Genomic DNA, 24,704 nt, shown 5'->3' with positions numbered 1-24,704 from the left:
GAAGTCTTCAGGAACCCTATTGGGAGAACGACCGACGATGGTTAAGGACGGCAACAACGGGGCGGCCGAGTTCGTTCCCGACCGGCGTGATCTCGGCTCCCTGCGGACCGCGGCGGCCCGCTGCGAGGGCTGCGACCTGTACGCCGCCGCCACCCAGACGGTGTTCGGCGAGGGCCCCGAGCAGGCCCGCTTCATGCTGGTCGGCGAGCAGCCCGGCGATCGCGAGGACCTCGAAGGGCATCCATTCGTGGGGCCTTCGGGACGCGTGCTGGACCGCGGGCTGGAGGAGGCGGGAATCGAACGGGACGCGGTCTATTTGACGAACGCCGTCAAACATTTCTCCTTCACTCCGCGGGGGAAGAGAAGGATCCACCAGAAGCCGACGGTGGCCGAGATCGAGGCCTGCCGGCCGTGGCTCAGCGCGGAGCTGGCGCTGGTGCGGCCCGAGGTCGTCGTGGTGCTCGGCGCGACGGCGGCCAGGTCGCTGCTGGGCAGGGCGTTCCGGCTGACGGAGCACAGAGGCGAGCCGGTGCCGCTCGGCGACGCGCTCGCGGTGGCCACGATCCACCCCTCGGCGGTGCTGCGCGCGCCCGACAGGGACGCGGCCTACGCGGGCTTCGTCTCCGACCTCAGGGCCGCGGCGCGGGTGTCGGAGCGATAGTCGCGGAACGCGGCCACCGACAGGCCGACGACGAGCACGGTGACCGCGCACGCCAGTCCCCCGCCCACCCAGGCGCCGGTGAGCCCGAAGGCGGTCGCGGTCGCCCCGGCGCGCAGGTCGCCCAGGCGCGGGCCGCCCGCCACCACCACCATGAACGCTCCCTGCATGCGCCCGCGCATCTCGTCGGGGGCGTAGAGCTGCAGGATCGACTGCCGCCACACCGACGAGATCACGTCGGCCACGCCGCCGACCGCCATGAACGCCACGACCAGCCACAGCTCGCCCACCAGCCCCGCGGCCGCCACGGCGAGCCCCCACATGGCGATCGCCAGCACCAGCGCGAGGCCCTGGCGCGAGACTCGGCCCACCCAGCCGGAGAACAGCGCGCCGGCGACCGAGCCGATGGCCATGGCCGAGGTCGCCCAGCCGAGCGCGGTCATCGAGCCGCCGAAACGTTCGGCGGCCAGTTCGGGGTAGAGGGCGCGCGGCATGGCGAAGACCATCGCGATGATGTCCACGACGAACGACATCAGCAGCACCGGGCTCCTGGCGATGAAGCTGAGGCCCTCCCAGACCGCCCGGGCTCCCGGACGTCCCACCTCGGTCAGCGGGGGCAGGGCGGGCAGCCTGAGGGCCGCGTAGAGGCCGGCGCTGAACAGCAGGGCGTCCACCGCGTAGGCGGCGGCGTAGTTGGGGTGGTCGCCGCCGGTGGCCAGCAGCACGCCGCCGAGCATCGGGCCGACGACCGCGCCGAGGCTGTAGACCAGCGAGTTGAGCGCATTGGCGGCCGGCACCAGCTCGGGGTCGAGGATGCGCGGGATCACCGAGCCCCTGGTCGGGCCGGTGATCGCGAACCCGGTGGCGTTGACCGCCGTCGCCGCGAAGATCAGATAGACGTTGCCCAGCCCGAGCAGGGCCTGCGCCAGGATGACCAGGGTGGCCGCCCAGGTGATGAGCGAGCCGATGACGAGCAGCCTGCGCCGGTCGAAGGCGTCGGCGACGGCCCCGCCCCACAGCCCGAAGACCAGCAGCGGGATCAGGTTGGCCATGCCGAGCAGGCCCACCCAGAGCGAGGAGTGGGTCAGGTCGTAGACCTGCTGGCCGACCGCCACGACGGTGACGGCGACGCCCACGTTCGAGACCGCCTGACCGGACCAGATCCGGCGGTAAGCGGGCACGGCCAGCGGCCTGGTGTCCACAAAATGACGTTTGACCAGTTCCCCGAATGCCACCTAAGGCAATTTAAGGGGCAAGTCTTTCCAAGGCCCACCCGGGTCGGGTACGCCGGTACCGCAGCCTGTCGTGCATCCGGTCCAGCTGTCCCTGCCAGAACTCCACCTCGATCGGGGTGACCCGGAAGCCGCCCCAGAAGTCGGGCACCGGCGGATCCTCCGGCCAGCGGGCGGCCAGCTCCTCGTAGCGCTCGTCCAGCTCCTCGCGCGAGCGGACGACCGCCGACTGGCGCGAGGCCCAGGCCCCGATGCGCGAGCCGTACGGGCGGGAGTTGTAGTAGTCGGCCGACTCCTGGTGGGAGATGCGGGCGACCGTGCCCTCGATGCGGATCTGGCGGCGGATGGCGTGCCAGGGGAACAGCAGCGAGGCTCGCCCGTTCTCGGCCAGGTCGCGGCCTTTGCGGGACTCGTAGTTGGTGTAGAAGATGAAGCCCTGTTCGTCGTAGCCCTTGAGCAGGACGGTCCTGGCGCTCGGCCGGCCGCCCGCGGAGGCGGTGGCGAGGACCATGGCGTTGGGTTCGGGCAGGCCGGATTCGAGCGCCTCCTGGAACCAGACGGTGAACTGCGCGATGGGGTCGGACGCGAGGTCGGTTTCGAGCAACGGCTCGCCCTCGTACGTTCGGCGTAGCCCCGCCAGCAGGGGCGGGCGCGGGGTGGCATCCACGAGAAGGTATTCTTGCGCGCTCATGTGGCAGATCCCACAGAAGGCTCCCTACCAGCGGGTTTGGCGTTTCGGCGGGTCCCGAGACCGACCATGAGCTGGGAGGGGGTTAAATTGACCCGCCGGTATCTCGACATCAAGGCATTGCCGTTACATGGCAAGAAAGGGAGGCGGCCGAGCATGTCCGACTTCAAACCCGGCCTCGAAGGCGTCGTAGCTTTCGAGACCGAGATCGCGGAACCGGACAAAGAAGGGGGCGCCCTTCGATACCGGGGCGTCGACATCGAGGAGCTGGTCGGCCGTGTCCCGTTCGGGCACGTTTGGGGCCTGCTGGTCGACAACAAGTTCCAGCCGGGCCTGCCCCCGGCGGAGCCGTACCCCATCCCTGTCCACTCCGGTGACATCCGTGTAGACGTGCAGAGCGCGCTGGCCATGCTGGCTCCGGCCTATGGCTTCAAGCCCCTGCTCGACATCAGTGACGAGGAGGCCCGCGACCAGCTCGCGCGCGCCTCCGTGATGGCTCTCTCCTTCGTCGCGCAGTCCGCGCGCGGCCTCGGCCTGCCGATGGTGCCGGAGAGCCGGGTCGACGAGGCGAAGACCATCGTCGAGCGTTTCATGATCCGCTGGCGCGGCGAGCCTGATCCCAAGCACGTCAAGGCCATCGACGCTTACTGGACCTCGGCCGCCGAGCACGGCATGAACGCGTCCACGTTCACCGCCCGCGTCATCGCCTCCACCGGCGCGGACGTGGCGGCGGCGCTGTCCGGCGCCGTCGGCGCCATGTCGGGCCCGCTGCACGGCGGCGCCCCCGCCCGCGTGCTCCACATGATCGAAGGCGTGGAGCAGCTCGGCGACGCCAAGAAGTACGTCCAGGGCGAGCTCGACAAGGGCAACAGGCTCATGGGCTTCGGCCACCGCGTGTACCGCGCGGAGGACCCGCGCGCCCGCGTGCTGCGCCGTACCGCCAAGGAGCTCGACGCGCCCCGCTACGAGGTCGCGGCGGCGCTGGAGCAGGCCGCTCTGGAGGAGCTGCACGCCCGCAAGCCCGACCGGGTGCTCGCCACGAACGTCGAGTACTGGGCGGCCGTGGTGCTCGACTTCGCCGAGGTGCCCTCGCACATGTTCACCTCGATGTTCACCTGCGCCCGCACGGCCGGCTGGGCCGCGCACATCCTGGAGCAGAAGCGCACCGGAAGGCTGGTGCGGCCGAGCGCCAACTACATCGGCCCGGCGTCGCGCCCGCTCAGCGACGTCCCCGGCGCCTCCGAGGTTGCCGGCACGATCTGACACGATTTCGCCCGTGTCATGAACGGCCCGCCCGATCAAGGGCGGGCCGTTCCGCGTCTCATTCGGCGGACCCGCGCGACGTCACCCGGACGGCCTCAGTACGCTTGGCACGTGGCTGACATCGTGATTCCCGCTGACATCAAGCCCGCCGACGGCCGCTTCGGCTGCGGGCCCTCGAAGGTTCGCACCGAGCAACTGGCCGCGCTCGCCGCCTCCGGCGCGAGTCTCATGGGCACCTCCCACCGCCAGAAGCCGGTCAAGAACCTGGTCGGCCGCGTGCGCTCCGGGCTCGCCGACCTGTTCTCGCTGCCCGAGGGCTACCAGGTCGTGCTGGGCAACGGCGGCACCACCGCGTTCTGGGACATCGCGGCCTTCGGGCTGATCAGGGAGAAGTCCCAGCACCTGGCGTTCGGCGAGTTCTCCTCGAAGTTCGCCGCGGTCGCCAAGAAGGCGCCCTGGCTGGGCGACCCGAGCGTGATCAAGTCCGACGTCGGCACCTACCCCACCGCGGTGGCCGAGGACGGCGTCGACGTCTACGCGCTCACCCACAACGAGACCTCGACCGGTGTCGCCATGCCGATCTCCCGTGTGGGCGGCGACGACTCGCTGGTGCTGGTCGACGCCACCTCCGGCGCGGGCGGCCTGCCGGTCGACATCGCCGAGACCGACGTCTACTACTTCGCCCCGCAGAAGAGCTTCGCCTCCGACGGCGGCCTGTGGATCGCGATCATGTCGCCGCGCGCCCTGGCCAGGGTCGAGGAGATCGCCGCCTCCGGCCGGTACGTCCCCGAGTTCTTCAGCCTGCCGATCGCGATCGACAACTCCGGCAAGGACCAGACGTACAACACGCCCGCCGTGGCCACGCTGTTCCTGCTGGCCGACCAGCTCGACTGGATGAACGGCAACGGCGGCCTGGCCTGGACCACCGCCCGCACGGCCGACTCCAGCCAGCGCCTGTACACCTGGGCCGAGAAGTCGTCCTACGCCACGCCGTTCGCCGCTCCGCAGTTCCGCTCGCAGGTGGTCGGCACGATCGACTTCAACGACGACGTCGACGCCGCCGAGGTGGCCAAGGTGCTGCGCGCCAACGGCATCGTCGATACCGAGCCCTACCGCAAGCTGGGCCGCAACCAGCTGCGCATCGCGATGTTCCCGGCCATCGAGCCGTCCGACGTCGAGGCGCTGACGGTCTGCGTCGACCACGTGGTCGAGCGGCTCTAGCCCGGCGCCCGCCGGCGCGTCCGGCGGGCCAGCTCGTCCAGGAGCGCCAGGGCGTCCTCCTCCTCGACGCTCTGCGCGAACCTCGTCAGCACCGGCAGCCTGTCGGTGCTGACGGCAAGCGCCTCCAGCATCAGGCGGCTGACGTGCTCGGCCCTTGAGCAGGCGGCCGCGTAGCGGAAGGCGTTGCGCGAGGGCGTGCGCACGAGCAGCCCCTTGCGCACCAGCCGCTCGGCCACGGTCTGCACGGTCGTGTACGCGAGGTCGCGTTCCTCGTTGAGCCTGTCGAGCAGCTCCCTGACGCGCATGGCCCGGCCGGCATCCCACAGCACGTTCATGATCGCGCGTTCCAGGGATCCCAGGTTCGCCAACTCACCAGTCCTCCGGCTCGATCAGTAGGAAACATTCTTGCCTGAAAAGCCCCCTATCGGCCAGGGGCGAGCGCTGCCCCGGAGCCTCGGCTACCTCATGTTCGCCAGCCGCTGGCTCCAGGTCCCGCTCTACCTGGGCCTCATCGTGGCCCAGGCGGTGTACGTCTGGCAGTTCATGACCGAGCTGTGGCACCTGCTGAGCAGCGTCTTCCTGCACCCGGCGACCGGCGACGGCACGTCGGCCGAGGTCGTCGTCATGCTCACGGTGCTGGCGCTGATCGACGTCGTGATGATCTCCAACCTGCTGATCATGGTGATCATCGGCGGCTACGAGACGTTCGTCTCGCGCATCAACCTCAACGACCATCCCGACGAGCCCGAATGGCTCTCCCACGTCAACGCCAACGTGCTGAAGGTCAAGCTGGCCACGGCCATCATCGGCATCTCATCGGTGCACCTGCTGCAGACGTTCATCCGGGCGCGTGACGTACCCAACGACAAGATCATGTGGCAGACGATCATCCATCTGGCGTTCGTGGCCTCGGCGATCGGCCTGGCGCTCATCGACCGCATGCTCTCCAGCTCGCCGGCCGAGCACACCAAGCCGCACCTGTAGGGCTCAGAGCGAGGCGGGCAGCTCTTTCCTGCGCCGCAGCACCCAGGCGGCCACCACGCCGCCCAGGAGCCCGAACAGGTGGCCCTGCCAGGAGATGCCCTGCTGGTTGGGCAGCAGGCCCCACAGGATCGAGTAGTAGGCCACGCCCACGCCGATGCCGATCAGGATGTCCACCAGGCGGCGGTCGAACAGCCCCCGGGCCAGCACGAAGCCGAAGTAGCCGAAGACCAGGCCGCTCGCGCCGATCGTGATCACGCCGGGGCTGGACACCCACGTGCCGACGCCGCCGATCACCACGATCAGCAGCGTGGCCCACAGGAACTTGCGGATGTCGCGCACCGCCGCCAGGAAGCCCAGCACCAGCAGCGGCAGCGAGTTGGCCATGAGATGGCCGAAGCCGCCGTGCAGGAACGGCGCGAAGAAGATGCCCAGCAGACCGTCGGGGTCCCAGCCCGCGATGCCGTACGAGTCGAGCGCGCCGCCCATCACGTAGTCGACGCCTTCCAGCACCCACATCACGGCGAGCATGGACCCGAGGATGACGATCGCCTTGATCGCGCTCGACAGGAAGGTGCCGGCGCCGCGCCTGGCCGACTCGAACCTGGAACCGGACTGGTCGCTCATGCGCTCTCCTGGTGGTCGTCTCCTCTTTTTTTACCGTACGCAGGAAAGCTCACGCGCGCGCGTTGACGCCGCCCCTCCCGGACGTCCCGGAAGGGGCCGGCGTGCCGGCGAGGGTTACTCGCCCTTCCACTGGGGGGCGCGCTTCTCGGCGAAGGCCGCCGCGCCCTCCATCGCGTCCTTGGAGCCGAACACCGGGTTGATGATCGCGCCCTGCTTCTTGAACATCTCCTCCAGCGACCAGTCCTGGGACTCGATGATCACTTTCTTGGTCGCCGCGAGCGCCAGGGGCGCGTTGGCGGCGATCTTGCGGGCCAGCTCCAGCGCGCCCTCCAGGGCGGCCCCCGGCTCGGTGATCCGGTTGACCAGGCCCAGCTCGTACAGGCGGGAGGCCGGGTAGTGGTCGCCGGTCAGGGCGATCTCCATGGCCACGTGGTACGGGATGCGCCGCGGCAGCCGCATGATCCCGCCCGCGCCCGCCACCAGCCCGCGCTTCGGCTCGGGCAGCCCGAACGTGGACTCCGACGAGGCCACGATGACGTCGCAGGACAGGGCCAGCTCGAACCCGCCGGCCAGCGCGTACCCCTCGACCGCGGCCACCAGGGGCTTCTTGGGCGGCGCCTCGGCGATGCCGCCGAAGCCGCGGCCCTCGACCACCGGGAGGTCGCCGGTCAGGAACCCCTTGAGGTCCATGCCCGCGCAGAACGTGCCGCCGGCGCCGGTCAGCACGTACGCCGAGATCTCGGCGCGGGCGTCGAAGGTGTCCAGCGCCTCGGCGATCCCCCGGGCCACCGCGCCGTTGATCGCGTTACGCGCCTTCGGCCGGTTGATGGTGATGATCGCGACGTTTCCGGACTGCTCGACGAGCACTTCGTCAGACACGAGACCTCACTTGGGCTGGAAGCGGATGCCGCCGTCGAAGCGCACGACCTCGGCGTTCATGTAGTCGTTCTGGATGAGCGAGTGGACCAGGTGGGCGAACTCGTCGGCGCGGCCCATGCGCTTGGGGAAGACGACCGGGGCCACGAGCTTGGCCTTGAACTCCTCGGCGTTGCCGGAGAAGCCGTAGATGGGGGTGTCGATGATGCCGGGGCAGATCGTGTTGACGCGGACGCCGATGGCCGCCAGGTCGCGCGCGGCGGGGACCGTCATGCCCACGATGCCGCCCTTGGAGGCGGAGTAGGCGAGCTGGCCCGTCTGGCCCTCCAGGGCGGCCACGGAGGCGGTGTTGATCACGACGCCGCGCTGGCCGTCGGCGTCGACCGGCTCGGTGGCGGCGATGGCGGCCGCGGCGACGCGCATCAGGTTGAACGTGCCGATCAGGTTGACCTCGATCACCTTGCGGTACGTGGCCGGGTTGTGCGGCTTGCCCTCGCGGTTGACCGTGCGCTCGGCCCAGCCGATGCCCGCGCTGTTGACCACGACGCGCAGCGGCTTGCCCGTGGCCACGGCCGCGTCGACGGCCGCCTGCACCTGATCGTCGTCCGACACGTCCGTCCTGACGAAGACGCCGCCGAGCTCGTCGGCGACGGCCTTGCCGCGCTCCTCGTTGAGGTCGGCGATGACCACGGTGGCGCCCGCCCGGGCGAGCTCACGGGCCGAGGCCTCGCCAAGGCCGCTGGCACCGCCGGAGATGATTGCTGCAGATCCGTTGACGTCCATATCCCGGACCCTAACGCGCCAACCGAATGAAGTTCTACTCGGGGCGGGTTAAATCTCCCCCACGGCGCTGTCGACGTCGGCGTACACCTTGATCCGCCGGTCGAGCCCCGTGGTCCGCAGGATGCGGGCCACGGGCGCCTGGGGCGCGGCCAGGCACACCCCGCCGCCTTCTCCGGTGGCCAGCCGCCAGGCCTCGATCAGCACCGAAAGACCGCTGGAGTCCATGAACGACAGCTGCTGCAGGTCGAGCACGAGCCTGGCGCTGTCCTGCTTGATGGCGTCGCGTACCTCGTCGCGGAGGAACGGTGCGGTGAACAGATCGAGCTCTCCCTCAACGGCCACCACCACGGCGTCACCCAGGGCGTGTCGCGCAAGCCGCAGCTTCATTTGGCCCCTCCTCGATGAGCCACTGTACTTCGACATCCCCGGATAGCGGGCATGCACAAACTACGAAGAGCCGGATGTGGAAGGACCGGGCCGGATCGATCGCGCGCCGGAGGTCGCACCAAGGGTTCCCACCCGGCCCGCGACCTGGGCGCCAGGTCGCCTCACCCGGCCGGGACGGCGAAGCCGTAAGGGAGCTCCAGGCGGTGGTCGGCCAGCAGCCCGGGGTCGGCCAGCAGCTCGCGTGTCGGGCCGTCGGCGGCGATCACGCCTCCCGACAGGATCAGCGAGCGCTCGCACAACTCCAGCGCGTACGGCAGGTCGTGGGTGACCATGAGCACCGTCACGTCCAGCGACCGCAGGATCTCGGCCAGCTCCCTGCGCGCGGCCGGGTCGAGGTTGGAGGAGGGCTCGTCGAGCACCAGGATCTCCGGCCGCATCGCCAGCACCGTGGCCACCGCCACCCTGCGCCGCTGCCCGAACGACAGGTGGTGCGGCGGCCGGTCGGCGGCCTCCAGCATGCCGACCCGGTCGAGCGCGTCGCGGACCACCCGGTCGAGCTCGGCGCCCTTGAGTCCGGCGTTGGCCGGGCCGAAGGCGACGTCGTCCTTGACCGTGGGCATGAAGAGCTGGTCGTCGGGGTCCTGGAAGACCAGGCCGACGCGCTGCCTGATCTCCTTGAGCGTGTCCTTGCGCACCGGGACGCCGCCCACGGCCACATTGCCGTGCCCGGCGGTGAGAATGCCGTTGAGATGCATGACGAGGGTCGTCTTGCCGGCGCCATTGGGGCCGAGCAGCGCCACCCGCTCGCCGCGGCCGATCGCCAGGTTCACGCCGAACAGCGCCTGAGTGCCGTCGGGGTAGGCGTAGGCCAGGTCACTGACCTCCAGAGAGTTCACCATGAGAGCCCCAGAACCGCGAGTGCCGTGACGGGCAGGGCGAGCGCCGCCCCCCACTGCCCGATGGATGCCGAAATATCTTGAATTATCGGCATCCGTCCGGAGTAGCCGCGGCTCAGCATCGCCAGATGCACCCGCTCACCCCGCTCGTACGAACGGATGAACAGCGCCCCGGCCGAGCGCGCGATCACCGGGATCTGCCGGAAGTTGCGCGCCTCGAACCCGCGCGACTCCCGCGCCACCCGCATCCGCCGCATCTCCTCCACGATCACGTCCATGTACCTGAGCATGAACATGGCGATCTGCACCAGCAGGCTCGGCAGCCGCAGCCGCTGGGCCCCGACGAGGATGACCCGCGGCTCGGTGGTGGCCGCGAGCAGGATCGAGGCGATCACCCCGAGCGTGGCCTTGACCAGGATGTTCCAGGCCGCCCACAACCCCTGCACGCTCAGCGAGACCCCCAGCACCGTCGTGCGCTCCCCCATCCCGATCACCGGGATCAGGAACGCGAACAGCACGAACGGCACCTCGATCACCATCCGCCGCAGCACGTGCCCGAACGGCACCCGCGCGGCCAGCGCGACGCCCCCGAGCAGCACCGCGTAGACCGCGAACGCCCAGAAGCGCTCCCGCGGCGTGGCCACCACGACGACGGCGAAGGCGAAGACGGCGAGCAGCTTGCACTGCGGCGGCAACCGGTGGACCGGTGAGTCACCCGGCAGATAGAGATCGTGCCGATGCCCCGCGCCCACCGTCACTCACCGTCTCTCACAGATCAGACCCCCACGTTCGTACGGCTCCGCGCGGCGAACGCCACGCCACCGGCGATGAGCAGCACGAGCCCGACGCCGACGATCCCGGCCACGCCGACCGGGATGCCGCCCACCTCACCGTAGTCGGCCAGCGCCCACGACCCGAACGCGTGGTCGACCGCCTGGCCGCTGAAGCCCTTGTTCTCGGCCACGGCCTCCAGCCCGTCGGGGTCGGAGGCGGCGAAGAAGGAGACCACGCCGGCCAGCACCAGGGTCAGCCCGATCCCGCCCAGCAGGAACGGCCTGAGCGCGCCCGGCCGGGCCGCCGGCGCCTCCTCGCCCACGGTCGTGGTCGTGCCCTCGGCGCCCTTGAGCACCAGCGGCTTGGCCAGCCCGCGGGCGCCGTAGACCAGGTCGGGCCGGACGGCCAGCACGGCGGCGACGGTGGTGGCGGTGATCAGGGCCTCGCCGATGCCGATCAGCACGTGCACGCCGCCCATGGCCGCGGCCACGGCCGACACCTCGATGGGCGCGGTCCCGCCGATCCAGAACAGCAGCGAGAACACCAGCGCCGAGGCCGGCACCGAGATCAGCGCACCGAGGAACGCCCCGAGCGTCACCCCGCCCCTGCCCCTGGACAACCCGGTGACCAGCCGGAACACGCCCCAGCCGACCAGCACGGTGACGATGCCCATGATCGTGATGTTGACGCCCAGCGCGGTCAGCCCGCCGTCGGCGAAGAACACGGCCTGCACCAGGAGCACCACGGCCATGCAGAGCACCCCTGTGTAGGGCCCCACGAGTATCGCCGCCAATGCGCCGCCCAGCAGGTGGCCGCTGGTGCCCGCCGCGACGGGGAAGTTCAGCATCTGGACCGCGAAGATGAAGGCCGCCACGAGCCCCGCCATGGGCGCGGTCCGGTCGTCAAGTTCCCGGCGTGCGCCCCGCAGGCAGACCGCCACCCCGGCGGCCGCCACCGCTCCGGCGGAGACGGAAGTAGCTGCGTTGAAGAAGCCATCGGGTACGTGCACGGCAACGCCTCCAGAAGGACGAACAAATCCTTCTCACTTTAGAGCATTGCCTTGCACCTGCACATAGGTGGCAATTACTGAAGCATCCTCCTGAGGATCGTTCGCGGCGTCAGCCGGTGCACGACCGTGCTCAGCCGCCCCTTCCCCGAGGTCGCGTACGGCCGCACGCTGCGCAGCAACGCCGCACCCCACCACCTGCGCGGACCGGCGACCGTCTCGGCGTCGGTCTCGACCCTGAACCGCGCGGGCGGCCCGCCCAGGTCGAGCTCCAGGTAGGCGTCCCAGGTGCCGGGCGGGAGCCGGCCCACCGCCGGCCTGGCCGCGAACCCGCCCCCGGGCAGCGCCGTCACGCGCTCGGCGCGCTCGCGGCCGGTACGCCGCTCCCGCCAGACGATCTGCCTGACCGCCGTGCACTCGGGGACCGTCCCGGCCACGCTGACCTCGCCGTGCACGACGAGCCGGTGGCCCAGCGCCCACCGCGTCCTGTGCAGCCGGACCGTGCCGGGCACGGCGACCACGTGCCCGCCGACGTCGATGCTCAGGTTGCCGTTGTCCCGGGTGAAGTACGGCAGGGTCACCACCCCGCCGATCAGGTGGGCCGGCGGCCGGGTGACGCCGTTGTCCCGGTCGGCGCCCAGCCTGCCGTGGCGCACCACCCCCTCCAGCTCGACCGCCACCCGCAGGTCCCAGACGCCGGAGGAGAGCGCGGCGACGTCCACCCGGGCGGTGAACTCGGCGCCCCGCCGCTCGGCCGGGACGACGAGCTCGCCGTGCGGGTCGTTGCGGGCGCGCAGCACCAGGGCCACGCCGTCGTCCTGGCTGATGCCGTCCAGGCCGGCCGTGCCGGTGACCACCAGGTGGTCGCCCTCCCAGCGCAGCCCGGTCAGCCGCCGCCGCACGGTGGCGCTCTCGATGCGGGCCAGCCGCACCAGGCGGTCGACGTCGCCGAGCGCGGCCACGCGCTGCTTGTCGATGCTGTTGAGCCGGGCGTGCACGCCGGGGGTGAACCACTCGTCGCACAGTGCCGCGACCTCCTGCGCGATCTCCTTGCGGCGTACGTCGTCGCTCTCCAGGAACACCGCGCCGAGCTGGGCGAAGGCGTCAAGCCTGAAGTGCCGGCGCAGCAGGTGGTCGCGCAGCGGGCCGGGCTCGACGTGCCGGGCCATGAGCCGGATGGGCCGCCGGATCATGGACAGCCAGGCGACCGGGTCCCTGCTGCCCGCCCGCTGCATGATGCTGGTGCCGTCGGATCTGGAGACCAGGTGGTAGCAGTCGTAGTCGGCGACCACCGAGATCACGCCGGCGTGGCAGTAGGCGTGCACGGTGAACATGATGTCCTCGCCGACCAGCATGTCCTCGGCGAAGCGGATGCCGTGCCGCTCGACCATCTCCCGCCTGAACAGCTTGAAGCAGCTCAGGCTGTTGTAGACGTTGCTGTCGGCGAGGGTCAGGCGCTCGGCGTTCTGCTGGAACATCGAGGCGGGGGCCCGCCTGCCGTGGCCCACGATCTTGCCGAGCACGATGTCGGAGCCGTTCCTGTCGGCCATGGCGACCATGCGTTCGAGCGCCTCGGGGCCGAGGTGGTCGTCGGCGTCGCAGAAGAAGACGTACCGGCCGGTGGCGTGGCCGAGGCCGACGTTGCGCGGCCGGCCCGCGCCGCCCGAGCCCTCGATGTGCACGACCTTCACGCTGGTCTGGTGGTAGGTCGCGTAGAGGTCGAGGAGCTCGGCGCCGCCGTCGGTGGAGCCGTCGTCGACGACGATGATCTCCTTCTTCACCCGCTGCACGAGCGCCGAGGTGAGACACCTGTCCAGATAGGGACGGCAGTTGTGCACCGGGATGACGACGCTGACGTCGACCGTCTCGTCGTTGTTCCCCGCCACCGACATCGCCACCACTACCGCCACCTCAGAGTCACGTTGCGCTGCCATGTCGTTTCAGTATGTGACGAACGCCCGTCGCCGCGGGGGCCGATCGACCGTCTTCGAGCCACCTAATTTGCCCAGCACGGCGATTCGTTGCATTCCTCGGAAAAGACCCCAGACACGGCCCTAATCAGCACATTCAGCGGTGACCGAATGAGTTTCAGGGGAAAATCTTCGACCTGTGAGAGGAAGAAACTCTCCGCCGGGAGCATGGACCTACTCCTCGGGCTCGCGCGTCATCCTCCGGCGGGGTACAGACGTCTACAGTTAGGCAACCTTGACCGGGAAGGTGGCGGGAATGGCATCGAATCTTCGCTGGCATCGGGCGGGCGGCATGACGATGAGCAAGTCCGACTTCGCTCGTTCCTCAGCGCGTCTGACCGAGCTCTTCCAGTGCTCGGCGATGCTGCGACGTACGCGGATGCGGGCCGAGGAGATCGTCGACGAGGCCCGCGCGCTGCTGGCCGAGGCGGAGGCCGAGGAGCTCGCCGACCTCGACCGCATCGAACGGCTGCGCACCCAACTGGAGCAGGCGCGAGCCTCCTACTCCAAGGTTCTCACCGCATATGTGACGCTCTGCCGCAGGATCAACGAGGAGCGGCAGGAGATTCTGGCGATGCAGATGGAGATGGAGTTGAACCGCGATTCCGGCCTGCCAGGAGTGGCCTGATGATTTGCCCTGGACAATTGCCGCAACCCGCGCGGGAATGACCCCACCGGCCCCGGTCCGCGCCTCCCCTGAGAACGTCTCAGATAGATGTGAACCTATGTGACACCTGAGACGTCATTTGTGCAGGGAGGCCCACCATGCGCGTCCTTGACGGTCTGGCGACGCCGGACCTGGAGGAGCTCAACCTGGAGCTGATCCTGGTCGCGGCGCTGCACGAAGAGGCGGAAAGGCTGGCCGCCGACTGAACGGGCTCCAGCTCCCCGGCCCCGCCGGGGAGCTGGAGCAGGGGGCCGCGGCGTAGGATCACAGGTCATGCTGCGCTGCGCCGTCCTCGACGACTACCAGGGCGTGGCCCTCGGCCTGGCCGACTGGTCGCGGGTCCGGGCCACGAGCTTCCGGGGCCACTTCACCAGCCACGACGAGCTGGTCGCGGCCCTCGCCGACGTCGAGATCGTGGTCATCATGCGGGAGCGCACGCCGTTCACCGCGGAGGTGTTCGAGCGGCTGCCCCGGCTGCGCCTGCTGATCACCACGGGCATGCGCAACGCCTCCGTCGATCTCGACGCCGCCCGCGCCCGCGGCGTCACGGTGTGCGGCACGGGCGGCGCCTCCACCCCGCCGGCCGAGCTGACCTGGGCGCTGATCCTCGGCCTGGCCCGGCACCTGGTGCCCGAGGCCACGGCGATGCGCTCCGACGGCCCGTGGCAGAGCACCGTCGGCATGGATCTGCACGGCAGCACCCTCGGGCTGGTCGGCCTCGGCAAGATCGGGGCGCAGATGGCCCGGATCGGGCAGGCGTTCGGCATGGACGTCATCGCCTGGAGCCAGAACCTGACCGCGGCGCGCGCCGGCGAGCTGGGCGTGCGGGCGGTGGCCAAGGAGGAGCTGTTCGCCGAGTCGGACGTCGTCTCCGTGCATCTGGTGCTGAGCGAGCGCACCCGCGGGCTGGTCGGCGAGCGCGAGCTGTCGTTGATGCGGCCCAGCGCCTACCTGGTCAACACCTCGCGGGCGGCCATCGTCGACCAGGCCGCCCTGGCGTCGGCGCTGCGCGAGGGGCTGATCGCGGGGGCCGGGCTGGACGTCTTCGAGACCGAGCCCCTGCCCGCCGGGCACGAGCTGCGCAGACTGCCCAACGTGCTGGCCACCCCGCATCTGGGATACGTCACCGGCGGCAACTACGAGACCTTCTTCCGCGACGCCGTGCAGGACATCGACGCGTTCCTGGACGGCGCGCCGATCCGCGTCCTCAGCTGACCCGGCCCGGTTCACCTCCTGGCCGGTTCACTCGGTCCGTGTCCTGGCGCGGAAGGCCGCGGTCTTGACGCGGTTCTGGCAGGCGGTGGAGCAGAAGCGGCGGGTGCCGTTGCGGGAGACGTCCACGTAGACGCGGTCGCAGTGGGGGGCGGTGCAGACGCCGAGGCGGTCACTGAACTCGCTGCCGAGCACGATCGCGAGCCCGGTCGCGCAGCTCGCGGCCCAGTCGCCCGCCAGCGAGCCGCCGGGGCCGTGGAAGTGCAGGTGCCACGGCTCGCCGTCGTGGCGTTCGAGCATCGGCCTGGCCCTGCTCTCCTCCAGCAGCGCGTTGGTGGCCAGGGCGGCGGTGTCGGCGTCGCCGTCCGCCACCGCCCGGAACACCTCGCGCAACCGGGCCGCGACCTCGGCCAGCTCGGCGGCGTCGGCCGCGCCGAGTTCACGGTGGCCGGGATAGACGCTGTCCAGCGCCTCGGAGGCCGCCGCGACGAGGTCGCCGGGGGCGGGGAACTCACGCCCTCGCTGCTCGCCCGGGGTCAACCCGTTGACCAGCGCCACCGCGACCCGGATGATCGTATCCGTGTGACTGTTGTAATCCACTTGACCAGTTACACCTTCGCGCTCTAAGTTGTGACTGCCCAAATCTTAGACGACGGTTACAGGGAGATTGTGATGCTCACCCACGAAGTCGCACTGCACTGGATCGAGCGTTGGGACCGCCAGCAGGAGGGCTACCTGCCCGACCGGGAGGCCCGCTTCACCGCGCTGATCGACGCGGTCGAGGCCCTGGGACGACCCGATCCCGTGGTCATCGACCTGGGCTGCGGGCCGGGGTCGCTGTCCGCCCGGCTGCTCGAACGCCTTCCCCAAGCCACCGTGATCGCCGTCGACGCCGACCCGCTGCTCCTCGGTCTCGGCCGGGCCGCCTACCCGGGTCTTCGGTTCGTCTCCGCCGACCTGCGCACCGGTGGATGGACCGCGGCGCTCGGCCTCGACCGTCCCGCCGACGCCGCCGTCAGCACCACCGCGCTCCACTGGATCTCGCCGGAGGAGCTCCAGGAGACGTACGCCGAGCTGGCCGGCGTGCTGCGTCCCGGCGGGGTCCTGCTCAACGGCGACCACATGGACTCCTCCTCCCCCACCCTGGCCCGGCTGGAGCGCGCGGTGCACCAGCGCGAGACCGACCGGGTCTTCGGCGACCGCCTCCCCGAGGACTGGCGCTCCTGGTGGGACGCCATCTCCGCCGACCCCGCGTTCGCCGACCTCAGCCAGGAGCGCAGCACGGCCGGCGCCTCCCACGACGGCTCCGAGTCCCACTTGGTCGAGCACCACGTCAACGCGCTGACCAAGGCCGGGTTCGGCGAGATCGGCACGTTGTGGCAGCGGGGTAACAACCGTCTGCTGTGCGCCGTACGGAGCTGAGCCCCGACGCCATCCGGCGGGCACGAGCAGGCGAGACGTGGTTTCCTGTACGTCATGGACGAGTCGCAAGTCACCCGCTACTTGGACAGATTCGGAGCGTCCCGGCCGGTGCCCCCGGACGTCCACGGCCTGCGCGCCCTCCAGCTCGCGCACCTGAGGGCGGTGCCGTTCGAGAACCTGAGCATCCACCTCGGCGAACCCATCTCGCTCGCCACGGACGCCCTGTTCGACAAGCTGGTCACCCGCCGCCGCGGCGGATTCTGTTACGAGCAGAACGGCCTGTTCGCCGCGCTGCTCACCACACTCGGCTATCGGGTGACCATGCTCGCGGCGCGGGTGTTCGGGGGCGGCCGGCCCGGGCCGCTGTTCGACCACCTCGCGCTCCGCGTCGACCTCGACGAGTCGTGGCTGGTGGACGTCGGCTTCGGCGACTTCGCCGACGAGCCGCTGCGGCTGGACGAGCGCGGCGAGCAGAAGGACCCGGCCGGGACGTTCCGGATCGTCCCCGCTCCCGGGGAGCACGGCGATCTCGACGTGTCGCACAACGGTGAGATCGCCTACCGGCTCACGGGGCGGGCGTATGAACTGGCCGACTTCGTACCGACCTGCTGGTGGCAGGCGACCTCGCCGGACTCGCACTTCACCAGGTCGCCGGTCTGCTCGATCCGTACGGCGGAGGGGCGTACCACGGTCAGCGGGCGCAAGCTGATCGTCACCCGGCAGGGGGAACGGGCCGAACGCATCCTGAACGAGAACGAGCTGCTTCCGGCGTACCGGGAGCACTTCGGCGTGCTGCTGGACCGGGCACCGGCAGCCGGCGCCTGACTCCCCCTGTCCCTCTCCGGGCTCTTTCGGGCCCTTTGCGGCTCTTCCTAGCTCTCGGGCCCCTTTGGCTCTTCCTGGCTCTCGGGCCCTTTCGGCTCTTTCTGAGCGGCGGTGCCGAGGCGTCGTCAGCGCCTGATCGGCTCGCGCAACACCGGCAGCCCCGCCTCGGAGTCGAGCACGAGCCGGTTCCCCAGCGGCCGCGCGAGCGTGACGGTGGTCGTGGCCGTCTTCAGCATGGCCGGACACACCTGGACAACCCTGGCACTTCCCTCGTCCACATCGACCACCACCACCTGGTCCGTCTCGTAGACCCGAACCCCGTGCACGGTCTCGCAGGCGCCGTACCCGTACCGGAGCAGCAGCCCCTGCGACTCGCCCGCGACGAGGTCGTACGCCAGCACCTCCTCGACCTTCCCCGGCACCCGCTCGGGACGAGCGGTCACGGCCGACGGATCGACCGCCACATGCACCTTCTTCTGCTCGACCCCCTCAACGCTGAACACCCACGCGGGGACCCGGACCGTCCCCCGGCTGGTCTCCACCGGCACCCGGCCCAGCCGGACACCGACCACCCGAAGCGGACGGCAACCCTCGGCCGGGCACTCGTCCTCGATGAAGGGGGCCGGCCTGCCGAACTCCGCGTACGCCCTGGACGCCGACACGAGCGGCACACGCGAGACCTTCCCGTCCGGCCATCGCACGTCCGCGCTGGGCGGTGTGTCCGTGGGCAGTTCGACGTCCAGCCGCCACACACCGTTGTGCGCGCTCCTGTTCACCCAGGCCGGAATGTCGCCCACCCGCGCCCATCCCTGCGGATTCAACACCTCCAACGCCACGAACCCGTCGCGCCAGGCACGATCGTCCGCCGACCCCTGCCACCGCGCAGCCACCTCACGGGCCCGACCCTGGAACGTCCCCCGTCGCCCGGAATCATCCCCACCGCACACCAGCCCGATGAGCAGTGCCATGAAGAGCACCACGCCCACCCGCGCTCGTGAACCACCTGAACTACGGTGACCGGCCATGGCCGACTACATCTCCCCCGTCTTCTACGACTTGCTCGCAGTGAACAGCCACGTACCGGACGTCCGCAGGAAGTTGCCGCCCCTCCTGGCCGGAGTTCACCGCAGCATCCTGGAGATAGGCGCCGGAACCGGCCTGATCACCACATCCGTGGCCGAATGGACACCAGCCGAGATCTTCGCCCTGGAACCCTCGGCCGCGATGCGCGCGGTCCTACTGTCCCGCCTGGCCGAACGCCCGGACCTGCTCGAACGGATCACCGTACTCCCCCACGACGCCCTGAGCCTCGACCTCGACGACCCGCTCGAAGCCATGGTGATGATCAACGTGATGTACGCCCTGGAACCCGGCTACCGCAAGCGGCTCTGGCCCGTCCTGGCCGGCCAGTTGGAGCCCGGCGGTCTTCTGATCTTCACCTGGCGCGACGGCGGCCCGCCGAAACCCCGTCCCATGCGGCAACTCGACTCCCGCCAGGTGGGCCGCCACACGTACACGGTCTCGTCCGAGATCACAGAGTCGGATGACGAAGGCGCCACGTGCCGCTACCTCTACCGGATCACTCAGGGCGACAAACTGCTCAGCGAGGAAGAACTCGTCGGCCACGCCTACCGTCCTGCCTGGGAAACCCTCCGGGAAGAGCTCGCGAGCGCAGGCTTCGTTCAGGCCGACGCCCCCGACGGCCTCCTGGCCTGGCGACGCCCCTGAACCATCCTCGAACACCGGGCTGCCACACCGACCGCCATCGCCTCTCGACGTCCGGGCAAATCGACGGCTCCCTCAATATCCCGCACCACCACTGAAACTCAGAATTACCACTCGGCACAGGATCGTTACGAGATATCCCTCATCTCCCCAACACCATTCTCTTACTCTTTCCTCTGCTATATCTCACCCGATCAAGGACCCTGATGAAGCTCTTCTTCGCAAGCCTCGCGACCACGGCCGCAGTCGTGTGCGCGGCAGCCGTACCCGCTCAGGCCGCATCCCTGGCAACCGTGCAGGCCGCCCCCGCGGACCCGGTGAAAGCCCTGAAGGCCCAACTGCTCCCGGGCAAGGGAGTGAAGATCACCGAATTAAGCAGCATCACCCTCGATTTCACCGCCAACGACCAGGCCATGCAGGTGCAGGTGAACACCCGCACCGACGGCACCCTGGCGTTCGGGAAGGGCAACGTGGCGGCCGCCGACCTCCGCGTCCGCATGTCCTCCCGCCAGAAGGCCGCCAAGCCGCCCTACCGGGTCATCGCCGAAGGCAGAAACGCGTACGTGACGAACGCCGGAATCGCCAAGGCGCTGCCCGCCGGTCGTCCCTGGATCGGCGCGAGGACCGGCGACCACGAGAACTCCATCCTCGACACCGGCATCACGCCGGCCGACCTGAAATTTATGCTGGCCAACTCCTCCGAAGTGGCGACCGGCGAATACCAGGGCACCTCCACCCTCGCCGCCTACCGCCACAACAAGGCCGCCGGTGACGGCGACGTCGAATTCCACCTGTACTTCGACAAGAACAACCTGCTCACCCGCGCCGTCGTCGACAGCACATCCACTTCGGACAGCGACGCCTACGAGCAGATGGCCTTCCACACCGACACCAAGTTCTCAGGGTGGGGCGTCAAGACGAAGATCACCGCACCGGCGGCCACCAAGGTCATCAGCGAGAAGAAGCTCAACGCGAAGACCCGCCAGGCCGTCATCAAGGCCGGCTACCCCGAATTCGGCCCCTTCTGACCCCCACCACACTCCCGCCGGCACCACTGCTGTACGGCCCCGCCGTACAGCAGCCCCCAACCCTCACCCGGTGTGATCCTCGAACTCCCACGCCCCGATCCGGCCGATCCTCTCCGCCAGCTCGCCCCAAGTGGGCGCCTCCAGTACGGCGATCCGATCGCTCAGCCACTCGGTCACCTTGTCAGGATGAAGTTCGGCGACAAAGAGCCAGTGCCGACCGACGATAAAGGCCGCTGCCCAAGTTTCTCCACGAGCGCCGACGGAGTACAGACGGTGAGCTGAAATTGCTCCTCACCCACCCAACCTTGAGGACCGACATACATTTCCAGAAGCTCGCAGGCATGGGCGGGATCGTCGATCCTCCCAGCCTCAAGATCGACCCAGCGGAACGCTCCTCCTCGTGCCCTCACCACTCAATGATCGCTTCGGAATCACGTGGACCACGCCTTGTGTGAGGCGTGAGACGCGGAATCCGATTCCCCTCTCCGACGTCGCCGGCACTGTCCGGAACCAGGCGCTCCCGTCCTCACCCGGAACCGAGGCCCCGATGGAGGCATGAAGCCGGTGAGGGCGACGAAGGGCTCATTGCACGTGACCCTTCTCAGGCGGAAAATGCGTGATCGTGATCAGAGAGTCCCAGATCCTGGCCTGCTCCGGTGTGCTGTATCCGCCTGAGGGATTCAGGCACGTCGGCGTTCAGATATGGCAGGCGAGACAGTTGGCCGCTGTGCGCAAGCCGCGCATGTGCCTCATCGCGACGGCGGTGGGTGACTCGCGAGAGCACATCGACGGCTGGTCCGCGCGGGCCGCGTCCTTCGGCGACACGCACCTCTCCCATCTCCAGCTGTTCACCCAGCCGAACGTGGCCGACGTGCGGGCGCATCTCCTTGCCCAGGATGTGATCTTCGTATCCGGGGGCAGCGTGGTGAACCTGCTGGCGGTCTGGCGTGCGCACCGCCTCGATGAGATCTTGCGTGAGTGCTGGGAGAAGGGTGTCGTACTTGCCGGACAGAGCGCGGGCAGCCTGTGCTGGCACACGGGCGGCGTCACCGACTCCTTCGGCGACGAACTCGATCCCCTGGACGACGGATTGGGATTCCTGCCGTTCAGCAACGGCGTCCATGACGACTTACGCGATCAGCCCCGGCGGGCACGGTTCCGCGAACTCGTGGGCAGAGAGACGCTGCCTTCGGGGTACGCCACCGAAGACGGCGTCGCCCTGCACTACGTCGGCACCGAACTGCACGAGGTCGTGAGCGTCCTTCCGGACCGGAACGCATGGTTCGTCGAGGCGGACGGCGAGGGCGGGCACAGCGAGCAGGCCCTTCCCGCCCGCCATTGGGTCCCTTGAGAGGAACTGCGCTGCAGCTCCGCCCCCGCGGCCCCAACCCGTGACCCATCCGAGCTGCCGGCATCACGCACGTGCTCGATGCGCAACTCTCCGAAGTCCAGCTCGACGCCAGCCGGCGCCCCCATTCGCTCAAGCTCGGTGATCCGCTCTTCCACGGCTGTGACCACTCGCCGCCCGAAATCCTCGATCGCTTCGAGGTGGACAAGGACGATACGAGTGCTACGCGGACCGGCGCAAGCCACTTCACGACCACCTCGTCGCGGTCGTCCGTCCTGCGCCACATACGGATGAGCGGCGCCACGCGAGAGCGGCCCAGCACGCCTCTGGAAGATCATCAGAGTGTGATCCGCCAGGCGCTCGCCCTGCCCCTGTCAACAGAAGGTCAGGGGTTCGATTCCCCTCGTCGGCTCTGCAAGCGAAAGGCCCCTGAGCAGGCGTTACGCCGTCAGGGGCCTGCTGAATTCCGACCTTCAACCGGTGTCTTCGGCGCCTTTGGGAGCCACCGGGGCCTGTCCGCCCGGGAGGGCGTTGGAGATGGCTTCCGTGGCCGCCCCTCCAGCAGGTGGCCGTAGACGTCCTTCGCGATCAAAGCGGTGGCTGTGCCGTCGCAGCCCGCGCGAGCTGCGGTCCGGGGCGCCTTCCGCCTCGGCCCAATGGCCGGCTCGTTGTAGGGGGGAAGCCTGATCACCCCGTCCCCGTGGCCTTGGCCTTGGCCCGTTTCTTTCGGGCGGGACGATGGCATACGGGATGATCAGGCAGAGGTGGAACGCGCAAGTGCGCTACTCGACAGAGGACCCGTGGTGGCCGGTCAGGGCACGCGTCCGGCGAAGCCGCCGGAAGTCCGACCGGGCCAGGACGTAGTCGACGGCGATGGCCCTCAGCGGGGCCGGTCCAGGTCGAACGCCACACCGGCCAGGCGGATCGTCCGCACCCTCGGGTCCTTCAGCAGCTCCCGCAGCTCGCGGACCGAGCTGAGCTGGTCCACATAGCCGTAGGCGAGCCCGGCCTCGGCTGCCTTGCGCAGCCGATCCAAGGACAGGTCGAAGGATCGCAGGTTGGCGTTGTCGTGGTCACGCAGCAGGGCGACCCAGTCGCGGAACTGCGGCAGGTTGCCACCGCACATGTCCTCGGTCTTGTCGCCGCTCTTGCCGGGGTCCATCGCGTCGTTCCAGTAGTCGAAGCCCCAGGTGACAGGGAGGGAGCCGGGTCTGCGCTCGTACACGATCCGTTCGGCGCAGGTGCCGTACTGCTTCACGACCGACTTCATCTCGGCCTCGCCGAGCGGCTGCTCGAACTCCACAACCGCCAGCGAGCTGAGGTCGGCGGGCAGCCGGGCGAGCACCACGCGCACGTCGTCCTTGGGCGCCAGCGTGGTGCCGATGTCGAACAGAGACTGGGAAAGCCGGGTGTTGGCGGTGTGGCCCAACGGCAGGCGGCCCACGCGGCCGAAGAAGTCCTGACTGATCGCGTACGGCTCGCTCCCGGCCGGCCAGTCTCCGGTCGGCGCGATGGGACGCGCGGCCACCTCGAACGACATCGAGAGGGGCGTGGTCTGGCAACAGGAGCCGACCGTCACCGTGTACGCCGGGTTGTAGATCTTGAACGCGGTGCCGAGCACGGCCTGCATACGGCGTTCCCGGTCGCCGCGGGTCTGCACCAGGGACGAGCCCTCGGTCGCGGCCACCGCGAGCAGCGCCAGCACGGCCAGGACGAGGGCGACCGTCCTGAACAACCCCCGCCGAACCGCGCGCCGGGTGCGCTTGGGGTCGAAGTCCGGCAGGTCTGGCATTTCAGGCATGTCCATTGCTCTCCTCGTAAAGGTCGGCGAAGGCGGCCCTCGCCCGCCACACCGCGGTCTTGATCGAGTTGTGCGACCTACCGGTCATCGCGGCCACCTCCACCATCGAGAAGCCCTCGAAGTAGACCAGCGTGAGCAGCCGGCGTTGCTGCTCGGGCAACCGCTCGAGCGCGTCGCGCACGTCCAGCGAGTCCACGTGCAGCGGCGGTACACCCAACTCGTCAGGGTTCGGTAGGGCCATCTCGCGGCGGCTCCTACGTACGTGATCGACCAGGACGTTGCGCGCGATCGTAAGCAGCCACGCCGCCGCGTTATCACCCCGCCAACCGAGCAGCGCTCTGGTCGCCTTGACGAACGTCTCCTGCGCCAGGTCCTCGGCGAGATGCGGATCGCGGGTCCTGCGCAAGAGGAACCCGCACACGAGCGGCCAGTGCTCGCGATACAGCTCCTCGATGATGTCGCCCCCCGAACGGTTTCGATTGTCACGTCACATACAGACGCCACCGCGGCGAGGATGGTCACACGGGTTGCCGATCAATGTGCCGGAAGCATGACATCGCAGCAGAGCCAGGGCCGCCCCCTCGACCGAGTGCCGGCAAGAGCGCCGTCAACGGTGCATCAGGTGAACGGACATGCCGTGGGCGGATTCCAGGGCCCTTTCTCATCGCGTGCCATGCTGAGATGGCGGAATGAATGAAGCCGATCGCGCTGCGGTGCACGCCTTGCAGAATCTCTTCGCGACGCTGGGCGCCGATGACCCTCAGGAGTGGGCTGCCTCAGAGATCTCGGAGGACGTACCTCAGCTGGCCGGCTTCTTGGCGCTGCGGCGCATATGGCCAGACCTGATCAACGGCTGGGCTGCGCCGGGAGCGCTGGAAGGCATTCCCGCGGCTGCTCGACTGCTCGCCGACGGCGCGGACCCCACCGACCTTGCCCGGGTCGCCCAGGTGGCCGCCTACGAAACAGCGTTCGGTCTCCTTCACAGCCTCACCGCCCACGGCCGCGACGACGACGCACCCACCGACACCCCTGGCTGGCGTCTCATGGAAACCACACCGTCAGGCGAACTCACGGGCAGAGCTGTACAAGGTCTTCATGAGAGCCTGCTCACCATGGACCCCTCAGGCCGCGACGGGCAGGGCATCTTCGGCTAGAGACGGTTGCTGCACGAGATCGAAAAGGCCCTCTCCCGATCACGGGAAAGGGCCTTCTACGTGCAGAGCCGACGAGGGGAATCGAACCCCTGACCTTCTGTTTACAAGGTCCCCAAACGATCTCCAGTACTGTTCAGGGCCGTTCGCCCTACTCCTCATC

Annotated in this window: 27 protein-coding genes and 2 pseudogenes; 12 read left to right on the top strand and 17 right to left on the bottom strand. The window is 69.4% G+C overall.

Annotated elements, in window-relative coordinates; all coding sequences use genetic code 11:
• The first annotated feature begins 37 nt into the window (after positions 1 to 37).
• A complete protein-coding gene (locus ACWCSU_RS16380; protein ID WP_357708217.1) occupies positions 38 to 661 on the top strand; it encodes a UdgX family uracil-DNA binding protein in 624 nt (207 codons plus the stop codon).
• Here ACWCSU_RS16380 and ACWCSU_RS16375 read toward each other — a convergent pair.
• Both ACWCSU_RS16375 and pdxH read right to left on the bottom strand, forming a co-directional pair.
• Entirely contained in the window at positions 607 to 1,893 is a 1,287-nt protein-coding gene (locus ACWCSU_RS16375) for an MFS transporter (protein WP_357708215.1), read from the bottom strand. The two genes, ACWCSU_RS16380 and ACWCSU_RS16375, sit on opposite strands and share 55 nt — an antisense overlap.
• A gap of 10 nt (positions 1,894 to 1,903) precedes the next feature.
• A complete protein-coding gene (pdxH, locus tag ACWCSU_RS16370) occupies positions 1,904 to 2,581 on the bottom strand; it encodes a pyridoxamine 5'-phosphate oxidase (RefSeq protein ID WP_357708213.1) in 678 nt (225 codons plus the stop codon).
• Positions 2,582 to 2,734: 153 nt separating this feature from the next.
• Between pdxH and ACWCSU_RS16365 the strand changes: the two genes are divergently transcribed.
• Positions 2,735 to 3,841 carry a citrate synthase 2 gene (locus ACWCSU_RS16365; protein WP_357708212.1) on the top strand — a complete coding sequence of 369 codons (1,107 nt, stop codon included), beginning with the start codon at positions 2,735 to 2,737 and terminating at the stop codon, positions 3,839 to 3,841.
• A 111-nt stretch (positions 3,842 to 3,952) separates the two neighbouring features.
• The gene (gene serC, locus ACWCSU_RS16360) at positions 3,953 to 5,062 is read left to right on the top strand and encodes a phosphoserine transaminase (RefSeq protein WP_357708210.1); all 1,110 of its coding nucleotides are present in this window, start codon (positions 3,953 to 3,955) and stop codon (positions 5,060 to 5,062) included.
• On the opposite strand, the gene ACWCSU_RS16355 is transcribed toward serC, so the two are convergent.
• Positions 5,059 to 5,430, bottom strand: a complete 372-nt coding sequence (locus ACWCSU_RS16355) for a BlaI/MecI/CopY family transcriptional regulator (RefSeq protein WP_364095949.1) — start codon at positions 5,428 to 5,430, stop codon at positions 5,059 to 5,061. The two genes, serC and ACWCSU_RS16355, sit on opposite strands and share 4 nt — an antisense overlap.
• A gap of 37 nt (positions 5,431 to 5,467) precedes the next feature.
• Between ACWCSU_RS16355 and ACWCSU_RS16350 the strand changes: the two genes are divergently transcribed.
• Complete coding sequence (locus ACWCSU_RS16350; protein ID WP_357708207.1) at positions 5,468 to 6,046, top strand: TIGR00645 family protein; 579 nt, start codon at positions 5,468 to 5,470, stop codon at positions 6,044 to 6,046.
• A 3-nt stretch (positions 6,047 to 6,049) separates the two neighbouring features.
• Here ACWCSU_RS16350 and ACWCSU_RS16345 read toward each other — a convergent pair whose 3' ends face one another.
• The 8 genes from ACWCSU_RS16345 to ACWCSU_RS16310 form a co-directional block, all read right to left on the bottom strand.
• Positions 6,050 to 6,670, bottom strand: a complete 621-nt coding sequence (locus tag ACWCSU_RS16345) for a rhomboid family intramembrane serine protease (RefSeq protein WP_364095954.1) — start codon at positions 6,668 to 6,670, stop codon at positions 6,050 to 6,052.
• Positions 6,671 to 6,784: 114 nt separating this feature from the next.
• Entirely contained in the window at positions 6,785 to 7,549 is a 765-nt protein-coding gene (locus ACWCSU_RS16340; RefSeq protein ID WP_357708204.1) for a crotonase/enoyl-CoA hydratase family protein, read from the bottom strand.
• Positions 7,550 to 7,555: 6 nt separating this feature from the next.
• Positions 7,556 to 8,329, bottom strand: coding sequence for an SDR family NAD(P)-dependent oxidoreductase (locus ACWCSU_RS16335; protein WP_357708202.1), 774 nt, complete (start codon positions 8,327 to 8,329; stop codon positions 7,556 to 7,558).
• Between the two features lie 48 nt (positions 8,330 to 8,377).
• Positions 8,378 to 8,716 carry an STAS domain-containing protein gene (locus tag ACWCSU_RS16330; protein WP_449935722.1) on the bottom strand — a complete coding sequence of 113 codons (339 nt, stop codon included), beginning with the start codon at positions 8,714 to 8,716 and terminating at the stop codon, positions 8,378 to 8,380.
• 161 nt (positions 8,717 to 8,877) lie between these two features.
• A complete protein-coding gene (locus ACWCSU_RS16325) occupies positions 8,878 to 9,615 on the bottom strand; it encodes an energy-coupling factor ABC transporter ATP-binding protein (RefSeq protein ID WP_449935720.1) in 738 nt (245 codons plus the stop codon).
• Positions 9,609 to 10,364 carry a cobalt ECF transporter T component CbiQ gene (gene cbiQ / locus ACWCSU_RS16320; RefSeq protein WP_357708199.1) on the bottom strand — a complete coding sequence of 252 codons (756 nt, stop codon included), beginning with the start codon at positions 10,362 to 10,364 and terminating at the stop codon, positions 9,609 to 9,611. Before cbiQ ends, ACWCSU_RS16325 begins: the two co-directional genes overlap by 7 nt.
• Before the next feature lie 23 nt (positions 10,365 to 10,387).
• Entirely contained in the window at positions 10,388 to 11,395 is a 1,008-nt protein-coding gene (locus tag ACWCSU_RS16315; RefSeq protein ID WP_357708198.1) for an energy-coupling factor ABC transporter permease, read from the bottom strand.
• Between the two features lie 74 nt (positions 11,396 to 11,469).
• The gene (locus ACWCSU_RS16310) at positions 11,470 to 13,326 is read right to left on the bottom strand and encodes a glycosyltransferase family 2 protein (RefSeq protein ID WP_449935717.1); all 1,857 of its coding nucleotides are present in this window, start codon (positions 13,324 to 13,326) and stop codon (positions 11,470 to 11,472) included.
• Positions 13,327 to 13,618: 292 nt separating this feature from the next.
• Between ACWCSU_RS16310 and ACWCSU_RS16305 the strand changes: the two genes are divergently transcribed.
• Both ACWCSU_RS16305 and ACWCSU_RS16300 read left to right on the top strand, forming a co-directional pair.
• Positions 13,619 to 13,990 carry a hypothetical protein gene (locus ACWCSU_RS16305; RefSeq protein WP_449935716.1) on the top strand — a complete coding sequence of 124 codons (372 nt, stop codon included), beginning with the start codon at positions 13,619 to 13,621 and terminating at the stop codon, positions 13,988 to 13,990.
• A gap of 312 nt (positions 13,991 to 14,302) precedes the next feature.
• Positions 14,303 to 15,244, top strand: a complete 942-nt coding sequence (locus ACWCSU_RS16300) for a D-2-hydroxyacid dehydrogenase family protein (protein ID WP_449935715.1) — start codon at positions 14,303 to 14,305, stop codon at positions 15,242 to 15,244.
• Positions 15,245 to 15,271: 27 nt separating this feature from the next.
• On the opposite strand, the gene ACWCSU_RS16295 is transcribed toward ACWCSU_RS16300, so the two are convergent.
• Positions 15,272 to 15,841, bottom strand: a complete 570-nt coding sequence (locus ACWCSU_RS16295; protein WP_449935713.1) for a CGNR zinc finger domain-containing protein — start codon at positions 15,839 to 15,841, stop codon at positions 15,272 to 15,274.
• Between the two features lie 72 nt (positions 15,842 to 15,913).
• Between ACWCSU_RS16295 and ACWCSU_RS16290 the strand changes: the two genes are divergently transcribed.
• Both ACWCSU_RS16290 and ACWCSU_RS16285 read left to right on the top strand, forming a co-directional pair.
• Positions 15,914 to 16,663 (top strand): class I SAM-dependent methyltransferase, encoded by a 750-nt coding sequence (locus ACWCSU_RS16290; protein ID WP_449935712.1) that lies wholly within the window; start codon positions 15,914 to 15,916, stop codon positions 16,661 to 16,663.
• Positions 16,664 to 16,717: 54 nt separating this feature from the next.
• On the top strand, positions 16,718 to 17,488 hold the full coding sequence (locus tag ACWCSU_RS16285) for an arylamine N-acetyltransferase family protein (RefSeq protein WP_449935711.1): 771 nt from the start codon (positions 16,718 to 16,720) through the stop codon (positions 17,486 to 17,488).
• Between the two features lie 125 nt (positions 17,489 to 17,613).
• Here the strand turns inward: ACWCSU_RS16285 and ACWCSU_RS16280 are convergent, their stop codons facing one another.
• Positions 17,614 to 18,456 carry a hypothetical protein gene (locus tag ACWCSU_RS16280; protein ID WP_397042202.1) on the bottom strand — a complete coding sequence of 281 codons (843 nt, stop codon included), beginning with the start codon at positions 18,454 to 18,456 and terminating at the stop codon, positions 17,614 to 17,616.
• 55 nt (positions 18,457 to 18,511) lie between these two features.
• Here ACWCSU_RS16280 and ACWCSU_RS16275 point away from each other — a divergent pair, with 55 nt between their 5' ends.
• The gene (locus tag ACWCSU_RS16275) at positions 18,512 to 19,216 is read left to right on the top strand and encodes a class I SAM-dependent methyltransferase (RefSeq protein WP_449935710.1); all 705 of its coding nucleotides are present in this window, start codon (positions 18,512 to 18,514) and stop codon (positions 19,214 to 19,216) included.
• 203 nt (positions 19,217 to 19,419) lie between these two features.
• Complete coding sequence (locus tag ACWCSU_RS16270; RefSeq protein WP_449935709.1) at positions 19,420 to 20,241, top strand: hypothetical protein; 822 nt, start codon at positions 19,420 to 19,422, stop codon at positions 20,239 to 20,241.
• 63 nt (positions 20,242 to 20,304) lie between these two features.
• Here ACWCSU_RS16270 and ACWCSU_RS16265 read toward each other — a convergent pair.
• A pseudogene (locus tag ACWCSU_RS16265) lies at positions 20,305 to 20,564 on the bottom strand (Imm8 family immunity protein).
• A 293-nt stretch (positions 20,565 to 20,857) separates the two neighbouring features.
• On the opposite strand from ACWCSU_RS16265, the gene ACWCSU_RS16260 reads away from it, so the two are divergent.
• On the top strand, positions 20,858 to 21,592 hold the full coding sequence (locus tag ACWCSU_RS16260) for a Type 1 glutamine amidotransferase-like domain-containing protein (RefSeq protein WP_364095986.1): 735 nt from the start codon (positions 20,858 to 20,860) through the stop codon (positions 21,590 to 21,592).
• Positions 21,593 to 21,663: 71 nt separating this feature from the next.
• Here ACWCSU_RS16260 and ACWCSU_RS16255 read toward each other — a convergent pair.
• The 3 genes and pseudogenes from ACWCSU_RS16255 to ACWCSU_RS16245 form a co-directional block, all read right to left on the bottom strand.
• Positions 21,664 to 21,927 (bottom strand): annotated as a pseudogene (locus ACWCSU_RS16255) (DUF5984 family protein); the annotation flags it as partial.
• A gap of 542 nt (positions 21,928 to 22,469) precedes the next feature.
• Entirely contained in the window at positions 22,470 to 23,390 is a 921-nt protein-coding gene (locus ACWCSU_RS16250) for a hypothetical protein (RefSeq protein ID WP_449935708.1), read from the bottom strand.
• Positions 23,383 to 23,835: an RNA polymerase sigma factor gene (locus ACWCSU_RS16245; RefSeq protein WP_449935790.1), complete on the bottom strand. Its 453-nt coding sequence runs from the start codon at positions 23,833 to 23,835 to the stop codon at positions 23,383 to 23,385. Before ACWCSU_RS16245 ends, ACWCSU_RS16250 begins: the two co-directional genes overlap by 8 nt.
• Before the next feature lie 244 nt (positions 23,836 to 24,079).
• Here ACWCSU_RS16245 and ACWCSU_RS16240 point away from each other — a divergent pair, with 244 nt between their 5' ends.
• Entirely contained in the window at positions 24,080 to 24,544 is a 465-nt protein-coding gene (locus ACWCSU_RS16240) for a hypothetical protein (protein WP_449935707.1), read from the top strand.
• The last annotated feature ends 160 nt before the right edge of the window (positions 24,545 to 24,704 follow it).

Source organism: Nonomuraea sp. NPDC001699 (assembly GCF_053596455.1).
The sequence above is the reverse complement of the archived record's forward strand: the minus strand, read 5'-3'. Positions and strand labels throughout refer to the sequence as shown.

Bases quoted from the DNA above. Each gene is read 5' to 3' on its own strand.
- ACWCSU_RS16380 (WP_357708217.1), top strand. From the start codon at position 38: ATGGTTAAGGACGGCAACAACGGGGCGGCCGAGTTCGTTCCCGACCGG.
- pdxH (WP_357708213.1), bottom strand. From the start codon at position 2,581: ATGAGCGCGCAAGAATACCTTCTCGTGGATGCCACCCCGCGCCCGCCC.
- ACWCSU_RS16365 (WP_357708212.1), top strand. From the start codon at position 2,735: ATGTCCGACTTCAAACCCGGCCTCGAAGGCGTCGTAGCTTTCGAGACC.
- ACWCSU_RS16345 (WP_364095954.1), bottom strand. From the start codon at position 6,670: ATGAGCGACCAGTCCGGTTCCAGGTTCGAGTCGGCCAGGCGCGGCGCC.
- ACWCSU_RS16335 (WP_357708202.1), bottom strand. From the start codon at position 8,329: ATGGACGTCAACGGATCTGCAGCAATCATCTCCGGCGGTGCCAGCGGC.
- ACWCSU_RS16330 (WP_449935722.1), bottom strand. From the start codon at position 8,716: ATGAAGCTGCGGCTTGCGCGACACGCCCTGGGTGACGCCGTGGTGGTG.
- ACWCSU_RS16325 (WP_449935720.1), bottom strand. From the start codon at position 9,615: ATGGTGAACTCTCTGGAGGTCAGTGACCTGGCCTACGCCTACCCCGAC.
- ACWCSU_RS16310 (WP_449935717.1), bottom strand. From the start codon at position 13,326: ATGGCAGCGCAACGTGACTCTGAGGTGGCGGTAGTGGTGGCGATGTCG.
- ACWCSU_RS16305 (WP_449935716.1), top strand. From the start codon at position 13,619: ATGGCATCGAATCTTCGCTGGCATCGGGCGGGCGGCATGACGATGAGC.
- ACWCSU_RS16300 (WP_449935715.1), top strand. From the start codon at position 14,303: ATGCTGCGCTGCGCCGTCCTCGACGACTACCAGGGCGTGGCCCTCGGC.
- ACWCSU_RS16290 (WP_449935712.1), top strand. From the start codon at position 15,914: ATGCTCACCCACGAAGTCGCACTGCACTGGATCGAGCGTTGGGACCGC.
- ACWCSU_RS16285 (WP_449935711.1), top strand. From the start codon at position 16,718: ATGGACGAGTCGCAAGTCACCCGCTACTTGGACAGATTCGGAGCGTCC.
- ACWCSU_RS16280 (WP_397042202.1), bottom strand. From the start codon at position 18,456: ATGGCACTGCTCATCGGGCTGGTGTGCGGTGGGGATGATTCCGGGCGA.
- ACWCSU_RS16275 (WP_449935710.1), top strand. From the start codon at position 18,512: ATGGCCGACTACATCTCCCCCGTCTTCTACGACTTGCTCGCAGTGAAC.
- ACWCSU_RS16270 (WP_449935709.1), top strand. From the start codon at position 19,420: ATGAAGCTCTTCTTCGCAAGCCTCGCGACCACGGCCGCAGTCGTGTGC.
- ACWCSU_RS16250 (WP_449935708.1), bottom strand. From the start codon at position 23,390: ATGCCTGAAATGCCAGACCTGCCGGACTTCGACCCCAAGCGCACCCGG.
- ACWCSU_RS16240 (WP_449935707.1), top strand. From the start codon at position 24,080: ATGAATGAAGCCGATCGCGCTGCGGTGCACGCCTTGCAGAATCTCTTC.